The sequence below is a fragment of the Pseudaminobacter soli (ex Li et al. 2025) genome, assembly GCF_029892515.1.
GTDB lineage: Bacteria > Pseudomonadota > Alphaproteobacteria > Rhizobiales > Rhizobiaceae > Pseudaminobacter > Pseudaminobacter soli_A.
Window position 1 is genome coordinate 1 of sequence record NZ_JARXVF010000004.1, and the last position, 13,062, is coordinate 13,062.

Annotated in this window: 11 protein-coding genes; 5 read left to right on the forward strand and 6 right to left on the reverse strand. The window is 62.5% G+C overall.

Annotation, left to right across the window (positions count from 1 at the left end; all coding sequences use genetic code 11):
• Nucleotides 1-1,010: 1,010 nt before the first annotated feature.
• The 3 genes from M2281_RS17685 to M2281_RS17695 form a co-directional block, all read right to left on the reverse strand.
• Nucleotides 1,011-2,582 carry a GMC family oxidoreductase gene (locus M2281_RS17685; RefSeq protein WP_280822508.1) on the reverse strand — a complete coding sequence of 524 codons (1,572 nt, stop codon included), beginning with the start codon at nucleotides 2,580-2,582 and terminating at the stop codon, nucleotides 1,011-1,013.
• A gap of 45 nt (nucleotides 2,583-2,627) precedes the next feature.
• A complete protein-coding gene (locus tag M2281_RS17690) occupies nucleotides 2,628-3,158 on the reverse strand; it encodes a gluconate 2-dehydrogenase subunit 3 family protein (RefSeq protein WP_280822509.1) in 531 nt (176 codons plus the stop codon).
• A 77-nt stretch (nucleotides 3,159-3,235) separates the two neighbouring features.
• The gene (locus tag M2281_RS17695) at nucleotides 3,236-3,631 is read right to left on the reverse strand and encodes a VOC family protein (RefSeq protein ID WP_280822510.1); all 396 of its coding nucleotides are present in this window, start codon (nucleotides 3,629-3,631) and stop codon (nucleotides 3,236-3,238) included.
• Between the two features lie 247 nt (nucleotides 3,632-3,878).
• Here M2281_RS17695 and M2281_RS17700 point away from each other — a divergent pair, with 247 nt between their 5' ends.
• Nucleotides 3,879-4,184: a ribbon-helix-helix domain-containing protein gene (locus M2281_RS17700; RefSeq protein WP_280822511.1), complete on the forward strand. Its 306-nt coding sequence runs from the start codon at nucleotides 3,879-3,881 to the stop codon at nucleotides 4,182-4,184.
• A 103-nt stretch (nucleotides 4,185-4,287) separates the two neighbouring features.
• On the opposite strand, the gene M2281_RS17705 is transcribed toward M2281_RS17700, so the two are convergent.
• The 3 genes from M2281_RS17705 to M2281_RS17715 form a co-directional block, all read right to left on the reverse strand.
• Complete coding sequence (locus M2281_RS17705) at nucleotides 4,288-5,838, reverse strand: acetolactate synthase large subunit (protein ID WP_280822839.1); 1,551 nt, start codon at nucleotides 5,836-5,838, stop codon at nucleotides 4,288-4,290.
• A gap of 154 nt (nucleotides 5,839-5,992) precedes the next feature.
• Complete coding sequence (locus tag M2281_RS17710) at nucleotides 5,993-7,186, reverse strand: acyl-CoA dehydrogenase (RefSeq protein ID WP_280822512.1); 1,194 nt, start codon at nucleotides 7,184-7,186, stop codon at nucleotides 5,993-5,995.
• A 165-nt stretch (nucleotides 7,187-7,351) separates the two neighbouring features.
• Nucleotides 7,352-7,936 carry a cupin domain-containing protein gene (locus tag M2281_RS17715; RefSeq protein ID WP_280822513.1) on the reverse strand — a complete coding sequence of 195 codons (585 nt, stop codon included), beginning with the start codon at nucleotides 7,934-7,936 and terminating at the stop codon, nucleotides 7,352-7,354.
• A gap of 285 nt (nucleotides 7,937-8,221) precedes the next feature.
• Here M2281_RS17715 and M2281_RS17720 point away from each other — a divergent pair, with 285 nt between their 5' ends.
• The 4 genes from M2281_RS17720 to M2281_RS17735 all read left to right on the forward strand — a co-directional run bounded on the left by M2281_RS17720 (nucleotide 8,222) and on the right by M2281_RS17735 (nucleotide 13,052).
• Nucleotides 8,222-9,424, forward strand: coding sequence for a pyridoxal-phosphate-dependent aminotransferase family protein (locus M2281_RS17720; protein WP_280822514.1), 1,203 nt, complete (start codon nucleotides 8,222-8,224; stop codon nucleotides 9,422-9,424).
• A 459-nt stretch (nucleotides 9,425-9,883) separates the two neighbouring features.
• The gene (locus tag M2281_RS17725) at nucleotides 9,884-10,387 is read left to right on the forward strand and encodes an Lrp/AsnC family transcriptional regulator (protein WP_280822515.1); all 504 of its coding nucleotides are present in this window, start codon (nucleotides 9,884-9,886) and stop codon (nucleotides 10,385-10,387) included.
• Nucleotides 10,388-10,389: 2 nt separating this feature from the next.
• Nucleotides 10,390-11,934: a hydantoinase/oxoprolinase family protein gene (locus tag M2281_RS17730; RefSeq protein ID WP_280822516.1), complete on the forward strand. Its 1,545-nt coding sequence runs from the start codon at nucleotides 10,390-10,392 to the stop codon at nucleotides 11,932-11,934.
• A complete protein-coding gene (locus M2281_RS17735) occupies nucleotides 11,931-13,052 on the forward strand; it encodes a DUF917 domain-containing protein (protein ID WP_280822517.1) in 1,122 nt (373 codons plus the stop codon). The genes M2281_RS17730 and M2281_RS17735 overlap by 4 nt, the downstream gene beginning before the upstream one ends.
• Nucleotides 13,053-13,062 lie beyond the last annotated feature (10 nt).

The window sequence follows — 13,062 nt, forward strand, 5'->3', positions numbered from 1 at the left end:
TAAGCCTGCCGCCAGCGTTCGTTCTGAGCCAGGATCAAACTCTCAAGTTTGTAAGACTTTGATTTGGCTTGTTCGTCTCCGCGTCAGCCAAAGGCCTCGCGGATACTAGGTCACGCTTGAATCGACGAGAACATTCACACCTCGCATCTTCAACCAAGGTCAAAGACGCGGTGTAACTTTCTCTCGAAACGTGTCCGCCAAAGTCTCGCTTTGACCCATCACTGCGGAACTTTCATCCCGCTCCGGGTCCAGCAGATCTCTGCCGCCCACGTTTCTCTTTCTTCAATCTTCAGTTTTCAAAGAACAGACATCGCCAGACACGATGTCGCGGCCCCATTTCGCTTTTCGGCTCCAGGGGCCATTCGAGGTCGCTCACGCGGCTCGCTTGATTTCGTCAACCAGGGCTTCTCAGAAGCGAACTTCCTCGCCGCCAGCGGCGCACCGCCCTCGTTGTTGAGGCGTATATGGCTCCAACCTCCCAAACTGTCAACGCCAATCTGCTCCCCGTTTGAACTTTTTACGACACAAACCACAAACCCCAGCAAATCCCTGCGGAAGGTCAAAGCGGGCACCTGTCCGATGATGGGCGCACCCGGGCTCGACGAGCCGAACAAAGGCAAACAGGGCCGGAATCAGGCGAGCGAAAGCCGACTCGGAGCCCCTCTCCGCAGCCATTTCTCGCGAGTCACCGCGGCAACCCGGGCCTTCTTTATAGAAAGCCCCCCAAGCCGCCCCGGCCCTGGCGGAACCGATTCCGAAAAGCTCGCCGTTCAGGGCTGGAAAGCCGGCCGTGAGCGATTCAGGCCGCTCGAATCGGAACCGGTGAGGTTCTCCTCGATCCGACAGCTGGACAAGAAGCACTGTCGACTTCTTCTTCTCTCAGCAAAGGCCGCTTTCGTCCGCTGAAACATCGTGGGCGGTCCGAATAAGCCGTCTAGGCGCGGCCCCCCTCCCCGACCGAGCACTGCTCCGATTGCTGGCGCCGGGCGCGATATTGCCCGGCGATCCACTCAAATGTGCCTGGCCGACATCTCCTTTTCGATGAAGTCCGCCTGCCTGATCGCCAGCGAGACGATGGTCAGCGTCGGGTTCTCCGCGCCGCCGGTCGTGAACTGGCTGCCATCGGACACGAACAGATTCTTGATGTCGTGCGTTTGGCCGTGCTTGTTGACCACACCGTCTTGCGGCTTCTCGCTCATCCGGTTGGTGCCGAGATTGTGCGTGGACGGATAGGGCGGTGTCGGGAAGGTGCGGGTCGCGCCGACCGCATCATAGAGGGCTTGCCCTTGCTTGTAGGCATGGTTGCGCATGGCCGTGTCGTTCTCATGATCGTCGAAATGGACGTCGGCGATCGGCATACCATGCTCGTCCTTTTCCTCTTTGTGCAAGGTGACGCGGTTGTCCTCGCGCGGCATGTCTTCACCGACGATCCAAAGCCCGGCCATATGATCGTAATGGTCTAGCGCGGTGGTAAACGACCGGCCCCAGGCACCTGGGTCGAGGAAGGCGGCCATGAAGGGCAGGCCAAGCGAGAGGGTCTCGAACTCGTAACCGCCGAAGAAGCCGCGCGAGGGATCATTGCGGGCCTCATCTTGTATGACGCCGGCCATCGTCGTGCCGCGATACATGTGCACCGGCTTGTCGAAAATGGCGTAGACCGAGCCCGTCGTGTGGCGCATGTAGTTTTTGCCGACCTGCCCCGAGGAATTCGCCAGTCCGTTCGGGAACTTGCTCGATTCGGAATTGAGCAGCAGGCGCGGGCTCTCGATCGAATTGCCGGCCACGGCCACGATGCGGGCTTTCTGCTCCTGCATCTTGCCGTCCTTGTCTACATAGACAACGCCAGTGACCTTGCCGCTTTTATCGTGGTTGATCTTGATCGCCATGGAGTTCGGCCGCACCTCCAGATGCCCGGTGGCCTCGCCCTTGGGGATTTCGGTATAGAGCGTCGACCATTTGGCGCCCCATTTGCAGCCCTGGAAGCAGAAACCTGTCTGCTGGCAGAAATTGCGGTCGTCGCGCGGCTCGGAGTTGATCGCCATGCGGCCGGTCGAGCACTCCTTGTAGCCAAGTTTGTCGGCGCCGGCCTTCAACACCTTGAAGTTGTTGTTGCCGGGCAAGCCGGGAATGCCGTTGGTGCGGGTCACCCCCAACTTGTCCTCGGCCTTGGCGTAGTAGGGCTCCATTTCGGCAAGCGTGATCGGCCAGTCGAGCAGGCTGGCGCCGTCGATCTTGCCATAGGTCGAAAGCGTCTTGAATTCGTGCTCCTGGAAGCGCAGTGACGCTCCCGCCCAATGCGTCGTCGAGCCACCAACCGCCTTGACGATCCAGGCCGGCAGATTGGGAAAATCTTTCGCCACGCGCCAGTCGCCGGAAGCGATGCGCTTGTCCTTCCAGGCAAGCTGGGCGAATGACGCCCACTCGTCGTTGACGAAGTCCTCATATTCGTAACGGCCGCCCGCCTCGAGGATGACGACGTCTATGCCCTTCTGGGCAAGCTCGTTGCCCAAAGTGCCGCCGCCCGCTCCCGAGCCGACGATGACGACGACATTTCCGTTATTCAGGTCAAATGGTGCTGCCATGGTTTCCTCCCATGAATTCCGTTCGAGGGCTGGCGGCGTAGCCGCTCAGAGCCACTCGATGTCGTCGAAGCCGCGATGGATGTAGCCCCCCTTGGAGTAGGACTCGCCTTCGTAGCCGAAGACCGGCCAGATCTCCTTCTGGTTATAAAGATCGACCACGAGCCCACTGCGGATCGCCTGGAAAAAGGGAGTCGCCTCGATCTGCTTCAGCACGGCGACGCGCTGATCCTCCCAGCCAAGACCGCGATAGCCACCAACGCCGGCGCGCTGGTCGAGATCGGCGACGCCGGCCTCGATCATTTGCTTGTATGAGGGTTCCTTGCCGGCCTTCTCATCATGGGTCTTGACGGCGATCGCATAATATTTGTCGGCCAGTTGATCGTGCGGGTAGGTGTCGCGCGCCATCTGGATGAGCGTCGCCATGGTCTCGGGCTTCAGCGCCGAAGTTTCCAGGCCCCAGGCGTGCTCGGGGCTGATGACTGCGCTGCCCGATATCACCAGCAGCATGCCGATGCCGCCGCGCTTCAGCAATTCTCGCCGCGAAAGCCCCGGCTTTCCGTCGTAAATCGTGACCATCTTTTCCTCCCTGCTGGCTATGCGCCCTCCCGAGCGCAGTTGCTGGCGCCGCGCATGCTGCGCGACCGCACAACCTCCTATTTGTACCGGCCTCGTCGCTGGAGAACCTCGATCTTGTAGCCGTCCGGATCCTCAATGAAGAAGAAGCGCGCAAGCGGCGTGCCGTCGTGCTCCATCCCAACGATCTTTTTCGGATTGAGGCCCAGCGCACTGAGGCGGTCGTGCTCACTGTCGAGATCGGCGACCGACACCGCCAGGTGCCCGTAGCCGTCGCCGAGCGCGTAGGGCTCGTCCCGCCCCTTGTTGATGGTCAGTTCGAGCTCGAACTCGCTCTCGAGATTGCTGAGATAGACAAGCGTAAAAGTCTCGAAATCGAGCCGGTCCGCAACTTCGAGGCCAAAGGCCTTGTTATAGAAATCGATCGATCGAGCCTCGTCGAGAACCCGGATCATGGAGTGAATAGCCTTCGCCAAATCGTACTCCGTCAAACAGTCGTATTGGCGCGATTATGAGCGGTGCAAAAGAAAGATGGTGGCAGCCGGTTACCACGTGCAAATCCTTGCCCGCGCTAAAGAGGCAGACGGCGGGGCTTTTGCGGGCAGGGAGGACCAAAGTTCGATTGCCGCCGCAACGTTTTGATCCGAAGATGCAAAAGGGGGCAGGCGGAGGAGGCACCGGCACCCTCCGTCTGCCTGCCCAACAACAACGGGAGGTCGCAATATGTGCAAGGTTTTCGCCGGGCAGAATCCGGATGGCTACCGTCAGATCAACCGTTCGATCCGCATCGCCGGGCATTCTACGAGCATCCAGCTCGAGGCGACGTTCTGGGAGTTGCTGGACGAGATTGCCGACAGCCAGGGGCTGACGACGCCAAAATTCATCTCCAAGCTTTACGATGAGGCACTCGAGATCAACGGCGTGATCCCGAACTTCGCGTCCATGCTGCGCACGACCTGCGCGCTCTATCTGCGCGGCCACCAGCCCAGCGCGGAAGAAAAGCAAGCCCTCAAACGCGAAGCCGCCTGACGCCTCCACGCAACGAGGCGGGGTCATCGGGACATTTCAGCGAAAGGCGATGCGATCTCCGGCGGCTCGCCACTAGCTGCTCAAAAGCTGGCGATGAAATTTCTCAAATCCGAGCTTCGATCAGGAACGGCCCCTTGCGCGACAGGGCCGCGTTGAACAGGTCGGTGAACTGTTCGATCGTCTCGGCACGCGCCGCTTCTACGCCCATGCCGCGCGCCAGCGAGCACCAATCGAGTTCGGGTGAATCGAGATCGAGCATGCGGCGCGCGTTGCGGCCGAAATTGTTGACGCCGACGTTGCGCATCTCGCCCTGAAGGATCGCATAGGCGCGGTTGGAGAGGATGACGGTCACCACATCCAGGTTTTCGCGTGCCTGCGTCCACAGGCCCTGCACCGTATACATGCCGCTGCCATCGGCCTGCATCGCGATGATCTTGCGATCCGGGCAGGCGACGCCGGCACCGACCGCCAGCGGAATGCCCTCGCCGATGGCGCCGCCGGTGAGTGGGATGTGGTCGTGCGGGTTAAGGCCTGGCGCAAGAGCTGCCAACCGGCCGCCCGACGTGATGGATTCATCGCAGATAATAGCGTTTTCGGGCAGGGCGCGGGCGACCGCGATGGAGATGCTGTCGGCGTTGAGGTCGCCGGTTGGTGCCGTGATATCGCGCTGGGCGAAACGGTTGGGCGCAAAAGGCGAATCCTTGCGCAGGCCGATACCCTCGGCGAGAGCGCCAAGCGCCTCGGCCAGATCGTTTTCATGGCCGGCCAACTCGATGATTTCGCAGCCAGGCTGGAGCATGGTGCTCGGCTTGCCTGGATAGGCGAAAAAGCCGACCGGCTGCTTGCCGCCAACGCAGATCGCCACCTCGAACTCGCGCAGAGCCTCGACCGCCTGGTCGACAACGTAGGGAACGGGACGCGCGGCAACCCGCCCTGCCCCGCGTTCGGTACGGTCGGAAGTCTGTGAAAACAGCGCCGCGCCGGTGGCCGCCGAGATGCGTCCCGCCGTTTCCAGCGCATTGGCGCGCAGCGCCCGGCCAGCAAGGATGATGACGGTGCGTTTGCCGCTGCGTAGCGCGGCGGCGGCAGCAGACAGCGCATTGGCGGAAATAGCAGGCCGCGCGGGGAGCGTGATCGGCGAAAGCACTTCGGGCGCAACCTCGCCCCAAGCCGCGTCGGCCGGCAAGATCATGGTGGAGACGCCGCGCCGCATCAAAGATTCAATGTAAGCTTCCTCCGTCCTTGCGCGGACATCGGCCGAACCACCAATGCGGCCAACCCAATGCGACATAGGCCGCGCGAGGCTTTCGATATCGCTGGTCAGCGGCGCATCAAATTCCAGGTGATAGCTGGCATGGTCGCCGACGACATTGACCATAGGTGTGCGTGCGCGCCGCGCGTTGTGCAGATTGGCAAGGCCGTTGGCGAGGCCGGGTCCGGTGTGCAGCAGCGTTGCAGCCGGCTTGTCGGCCATGCGCGCATAGCCGTCGGCCGCACCGGTCACCACGCCCTCCGAAAGACCCAGCACGCAACGCATTTCCGGCTTGCGGTCCAGCGCTGCCACGAAGTGCATTTCCGAGGTGCCGGGGTTGGCGAAGCAGACATCGACGCCGTTCACCAGCAATACGTCGCAAAGCATATCGGCGCCGTTCATGTCGCGCTCTTTCCTGTCATGATCGAATTCGGAGGAGGAGCCGGCGACGCGGAGCATCGCCGGAAAGTTCCAGCTAGATCGCCGCGCGGCGATCTAGCTCTTTGCTCGAGAATCGGATTTTCCGAAAACCGGATTCCACTTTTCGGTCCGATACTTAGAAGAACGCCTGGATGCCGGTCTGGGCGCGGCCGAGGATCAGCGCGTGCACGTCGTGCGTGCCCTCATAGGTGTTGACCGTCTCCAGGTTCTGCGCGTGGCGCATGACGTGGTAGCCGATCTGGATGCCGTTGCCGCCATGCATGTCGCGCGCCTGGCGGGCGATGTCGAGCGCCTTGCCGCAGTTGTTGCGCTTGACGAGGCTGATCATCTCCGGCGCGAACTGGTGCTCGTCCATCAGCCGGCCGACGCGCAACGAGGCCTGCAGGCCGAGCGCGATCTCGGTCTGCATGTCGGCGAGCTTCTTCTGGTAGAGCTGCGTTGCCGCCAGCGGCTTGCCGAACTGCTTGCGGTCAAGGCCGTACTGGCGAGCGCGGTGCCAGCAGTCTTCCGCCGCACCGAGCACGCCCCAGGAAATGCCGTAGCGGGCGCGGTTGAGGCAGCCGAACGGCCCCTTGAGGCCCGACACGTTGGGCAGCAGCGCGTCCTCGCCGACCTCGACGCCGTCCATGACGATCTCGCCGGTGATCGAGGCCCTGAGCGACAGTTTGCCGGCGATCTTCGGCGCCGACAGCCCCTGCATGCCCTTGTCGAGCACGAAGCCGCGGATGGCGTCCTTGCCGTCCTCGCCCTTGAGCTTGGCCCAGACGACGAACACGTCGGCGATCGGCGCGTTCGAGATCCACATTTTGGACCCGGAGATCCGGTAGCCGTTCGCCGTCTTTTCGGCGCGCGTCTTCATGCCGGCCGGGTCGGAGCCGGCATCCGGCTCGGTCAGGCCGAAGCAGCCGATCCACTCGCCCGAGGCCAGCTTGGGCAGGTATTTTTTCCGCTGCGCTTCCGAGCCATAGGCGTAGATCGGGTACATGACCAGCGACGACTGCACGCTCATCATCGAGCGGTAGCCGGAATCGACGCGCTCGACCTCGCGCGCGATCAGGCCGTAGGTGACGTAGTTGGCGCCAAGCCCGCCATAGGCCTCCGGCACGGTGACGCCGAGCAGCCCCGCCTCGCCCATCTCGCGGAAAATCGCCGGATCGGTCTTCTCGTCGAGATAGGCTTCCTCGATGCGCGGCGCCAGCTTGTCGGCGGCAAACGCGGCGGCCGCGTCGCGGATCATGCGCTCGTCCTCTGTCAGCTGACCGTCGAGCAGGAAGGGATCATCCCAGACGAAACTGGCTTTATCGCTCATCGGTCGTTCCTCCACATACGTAAATGCTGCCGTGGTTGAGCTTCGGCAATATTGGCCTTCCCACAGGGACCCGCGCGCCTTGCAACATCCTGCGATAGTCACCCAGGGGAATGATGGATCGCCAATATCATCGCTCATTATCTTGAGCAATATGCGACCACAGCTTTAGAGATAGGGCGGCGTGCAGCCCGAGATCACAACTGTGCGCCTGTCGGAGACATTCCGGAAACGATGCGGAATGCGACTGTCAAACAAATAGGCTTCCCCTGCCTTCAACACGCGCACCTCATTGCCGACCGTCACTTCCAACTCGCCCTCGACCACAAAACCGCCTTCGGAGGACGCATGTTGCAGCAGCGTCTCGCCGGTGTCTGCCTGCGGCTCGTAAACCTCGTGAAGCATCTGTAGATTGTGGCCGCGTGCGTCACCGATCTGCCGAAGCGTCATGCGCCCCAGGCCGTCGCCGATCGCATTGACGGCGACTTTTGACGTCAGATCAACAAGTTGATCCGCATTGAAGAACGGCCCCGCGAGAGGCCTGCGTTCGGGCTCGAAGAAATCAGCCATGCTGACGCCAAGCCCGCTCAGAATCTTGCGCAGCGTCGAGATCGAAGGGCTGACCTTGTTCTTCTCGACGTTCGATATCTGCGCATGCGGGACGCCCGCACGATCCGCCAACTGGCGCTGCGATAGGCCTGCAGCACTACGCATCGCATTCAACCGCGCGCCAATGTCGAATTGATCGCCCACTTTGCCGAGCCTCGCTTGAACCAAATTGCCTTCCGAAGCGGTCAGAAGCCCAACTTCGCAGGCGGCGCCCCTTCAGGACGGCCATTATTTTAGCCGAAAACTCATCGCTAGCGCGACCGAAAACGGCGAATTCCGAAAGAATATGAGCTGCCCCTGGCATGAGACGGATGCCCGGCTGGCGTATTCCAAGGATATTTTTGCCACGTTAGGCAATTAGCTGCATCGGTCGGTGGTCGGGTTTGCCCTCGCCGCCCCGTTCTAACATTCCAGCTTCCGGAAATTCCCATGAGTCTCGCATTCGGTCGTCACTACCTGGCCATACCGGGCCCTTCGGTCATTCCTGACCGGGTGCTGGGCGCGATGCATCGCGCGGCGCCCAACATCTATCAGGGCGAGTTGGTGGAGATGATGCCGGGCCTGCTGCGCGATCTGCGGCGCGTGGCACGAACCGAGAAGGCGAATGTCGCCATCTACATTGCCAATGGCCATGGCGCCTGGGAGGCGGCCAACGCCAACCTGTTCTCGCGCGGCGACAAGATCCTGTCGGCCATCACCGGGCATTTCGGCAACACCTGGGCGCTGAGCGCCAGGAACGTGGGCGTCGATGTCGAGAGCATCGACTTTGACAAGAAACCGATTGATCCGGCACAAATAGAGGAAGCCCTGCGGGCCGACAGCGCGCACCGCATCAAAGCCGTTTTCGTCACGCACACCGACACAGCAACCACCATCCGCAACGACGTAGCGGCGGTGCGCAAGGCGATCGACGCCGCCGGGCACCCTGCCCTGCTCGCGGTGGACGCCATCGCATCTCTCGGATGCGACCCGCTCCATTTCGACGACTGGGGCATCGACGTGCTGATCAGCGCAAGCCAAAAGGGCCTGATGACGCCCCCGGGCCTGAGCTTCATCTGGTTCTCAGACAAGGCGCTGGCCGCCTCCGAAGGGTCCGAACAGGTGACACCCTATTGGGACTGGAGGCTGCGCAGCCTGAGCACGGAGTTCTATCGCTATTTCGCCGGAACCGCCCCCACCCACCACCTCTATGGACTGCGCGAGGCGCTGACGATGCTTCTCGACGAGGAAGGACTGGAGGCCGCATGGAAGCGCCATGCAGCACTGGCTTCCAGCGTGTGGGCTGCCTTTGACGCATGGTCCAAGGGCGGCGACATCGCACTCAATGTTGCGGACAAGGCAATGCGTTCGCATTCGGTAACGGGCGCGCGCATCGGAAATGGCGGTGCGGTCCGTCTGCGGGAGTGGCTGGAGAAGAATGCCGGCGTTACGCTGGGCATCGGGCTCGGCATGGCCGCCCCGACCGAACCGGCCTATGGCGACTATCTGCGCATCGCCCACATGGGCTACGTCAACGCGCATATGACGCTCGGCGTACTTTCCGCCATGGAGGCGGGAATGCGCTCGTTAGGCATTCCGCACGGCACCGGTGCGCTCGATGCGGCTGCACAGGCCATCGCCGACGCCATTTGAAAGATTTGGCAGCAGAGCGGCAACGCTTCTGCGGACGCAATTGCGTCGAAAGAGAGCGCTTATCGGTTGTCGTGTCCCCAGCATGCGTCAGCGCTTGGCAAGATTTACAATCGTCAGGCGTAGGCATTTGACGCAGCCGCCCGCCGGCCATGCTGACATGCCTGTTTCTATCCAACGCTCCTGAAAAGCCGAGGTGTATGCTGTCGGGCACGCTCAATGCCTGACTGCGTCATGGCATCGGCGCCTAGCTCATCGTCCAGTGGTTTGAATGCCGGCGGACCGGTTGCGGAGCGTTTCAGCCCACAATCTCAAATCGGGTGAATGACCGTGCTGTCATGCGGGCGGTGACCGAAACGCACCGCCCCGACCTACTTATGTGACAGGCCCGGAAGAAAAACCTTGACATGTTTCCGTTTCGGAAATGAAACTCGGATTATTAAGCCGGTACGGAATTTCCGCATGTCACAGCGCTACCAAGTTGACGATCTGGATCGCGAGATCATCGGCCATCTCACTGAAGATGGGCGCCTTTCGGCGGCAGAGATTGCCGGCCGGATCGGCAGTGTTTCGGAGCGCACGGTCCGCAATCGCATCGCTGCGCTGTTGCAGGCCAACATGATCGTGATCGGAGCCATTCCCGATCCGGTGGCGCTGGGACGCGACGTTCAGGTCGAGCTGATCATCGAGGTTGAGCCCGGGCGGCTGGACGAAGTTGCCATCTTGCTCGCCGAATATGAGGAAATCGGCTACCTCGCCGCGACTAGCGGCACGTCGAACCTGAGCGCCTCGCTTTTCGTCACCGACCATGCGGCGCTTCTGGATTTCATCGATCAGGAACTGGGCAAGCTGCCCGGCGTCAAGCGCGTGACGAGTTCTGTCGTCCTGCGGCTTTACAAGGTTTTCGGCACAAGGACGACCGCGCTCAACCGCGGAACGGACCTTGGCGGCAAGAAGAAGGGATAACCATGCTGCGCATTGGGGTGGATGTAGGCGGAACCAATACGGATGCGGCGCTGCTGCGCGGCACCGAAGTTCTGGCGACGGTGAAAACCTCGACCACGGCGGATGTGACCTCGGGTGTCGGCGCGGCGATCCGCACGGTCCTGGCCGAAGCAGGCGTCGCCGCGGCTGCGGTCAATGCGGTCATGGTCGGCACGACGCATTTCCTCAATGCCGTGGTCGAAGGCCGTCATCTCGAAAAGGTCGGCGTCCTGCGGCTCTGCGGGGCCGCCACGCGCTCGCTGCCGCCGATGATCGACTGGCCGGAAAACTTGCGCGCCATCGTCGAAGGTGGTGCGGCCATGGTGGGCGGTGGCCTGAACTATGACGGCTCCGAAATCGCCCCGCTCGACGTCGACGCGATCCGCGCGGCCTGTCGCAATTGGCGCGCCAAGGGCATTTCGGCCATTGCGGTCTGTTCGGTCTTTGCGCTGGTTGATCCGCGCATGGAGAATGAAGCCGCCGAGATCATCGCCAAGGAAATGCCCGAGGCTGCGGTCAGCCTTTCGCACAGGATCGGCCGCACTGGACTGTTGCCGCGCGAGAATGCGACGGTCCTGAACGCAAGCCTGAACACGCTCGGACGCGAGACGGTCGGCGCATTCCGTTCGGCCTTTGCCGCACTCGGCCTGAATTGCCCGCTCTATCTGACGCAGAACGACGGCACCCTGATGTCGGCGGATTTCGCCGAACGCTATCCAGTCTTCACCATCGCCTCCGGCCCCACCAACTCGATGCGTGGGGCAGCCTTCCTCACCGGGCTCAGCGATGCCGCAGTCATCGACATCGGCGGCACCACGACCGATATCGGCATGCTGGTCGCCGGCTTCCCGCGCACCCGCAGCGAAGGCGCGATGATCGGCGGCGTGCCGACGAATTTCCGTGTGCCCGACGTCTATTCCTTCGGCCTCGGCGGCGGCAGCATAGTGCGGCCTGAACCAAGGCTGACTGTCGGCCCGGATTCTGTCGGGTTCCGGCTGCCGCAAAAGGCGCTTTGCTTTGGCGGCGACACGCTGACTGCGACCGATATCGCGGTGGCTGCGGGTCTCGTCGATCTAGGAGATCGTAGCCGGCTTAGCCACATCTCTCCCGACTTCGCTCGGCAGGCGCTGGCGCAGATGAAGGCCAGCATCGAGACGGTTCTGGACCGGATGAAGCCAAGCGCCGACCCGATCCCCGCCATTCTGGTCGGCGGCGGCTCGGTTCTGGTCGAGGGCCTGCTTGAGGGAACCTCGGTCTCGCTGAAGCCGGATCATTTCGGCTCGGCCAATGCCATCGGCGCGGCGATCGCACAGGTCTCCGGCGAGGTGGACAGCGTGGTTTCGCTGGAAGGCTCCAGCCGCGAGAAAGCCCTGGAGATCGTAGTTGGCGAAGCACGGGCGCGCGCGGTCGAGGCCGGGGCAGATGCCGATACGGTGATCCTGGCCGAAATCGAGGAAACGCCGCTGGCCTATCTGCCCGGCAATGCCATTCGCGTCGCGGCGAAAGTGATTGGAGAATTGCGGGCATGAAATACTGGACCCTGACCGAAGCCGACATCGACCGTATCGCCATCGGCTGCGGCATCTTGGGGACCGGCGGCGGCGGCAGCACCTATCACGGCTCGCTGCGCGCCAAGGCATTGCTTCGCGCCGGCAAGAGAATTCGCATGGTGCGGCCGGCAGACATGGCACCGGACGCGCAGATCCTCGGCATCGGCGGCATTGGCGCCCCAACAGTGGGCATCGAGAAGATCGCCGAAGGCAGCGAAGGCGTGCGGCTTTTGAATGCGGTCGAGCGGCATCTCGGACGCAAGGTGGATGCGCTGCTCGGCGACGAGGTTGGCGGCGGCAACGGCATTGCGCCAATGCTGACGGCGGCCATGGCCGACCTGCCTGTGGTCGATGCAGACGGCATGGGCCGCGCCTTCCCCGAAGTGCAGATGACGACCTTCTTCATTCATGGCCAGGCGGTGCAGCCGGCGGCCCTTGCCGACGCGGACGGCAACGTGCTGATCGTCACCGAAGCCACCACGCCGAAGATGCTGGAAAAGCTCTTGCGCGCCGGCACCATTGCCATGGGCTGCACGGCTTTGATGACCACTGCGCCGATGTCCGGCGACTTCGTGCGCCGCTTTGGTGTGCCCCACACCACGAGCCAGGCCTGGAGCCTTGGTGACGCGGTGCTGACTGCGCGAGCGGCAAAGGCCGATCCGGTCGAGGCCATCCTGAAGCAATCGGGCGGCGTGCGTCTGATGCGCGGCAAGGTCACCGACATTGGCCGCCGTGTCATGGCAGGCTTCACCCGGGGCAAGCTCACAGTGGCAGGGCTCGACACGGATGCCGGGCGCAGCCTCACTGTCGACATCCAGAACGAATATCTGATCGCGCGTGAAGGCGAGAAGATCATCACCATGGTGCCGGACCTGATCTGCATCGTGGATTCAGAAACTGGCCGCGCGATCGGCACGGAAGAGCTGCGCTATGGCCTGCGCATCGACGTACTGTCGATGCCCGCGCCTGTGCTGCTGCGCAGCGAGATCGCGCTGGCCTCCGTCGGACCGCGCGCCTTTGGCTATGATTTCGACTTTGTACCGATGGGCGTCTCTGCCGATGCGCCCGCGGTGCCGCACTACAAAGAAGACGCCTGAGCGTCCGCCC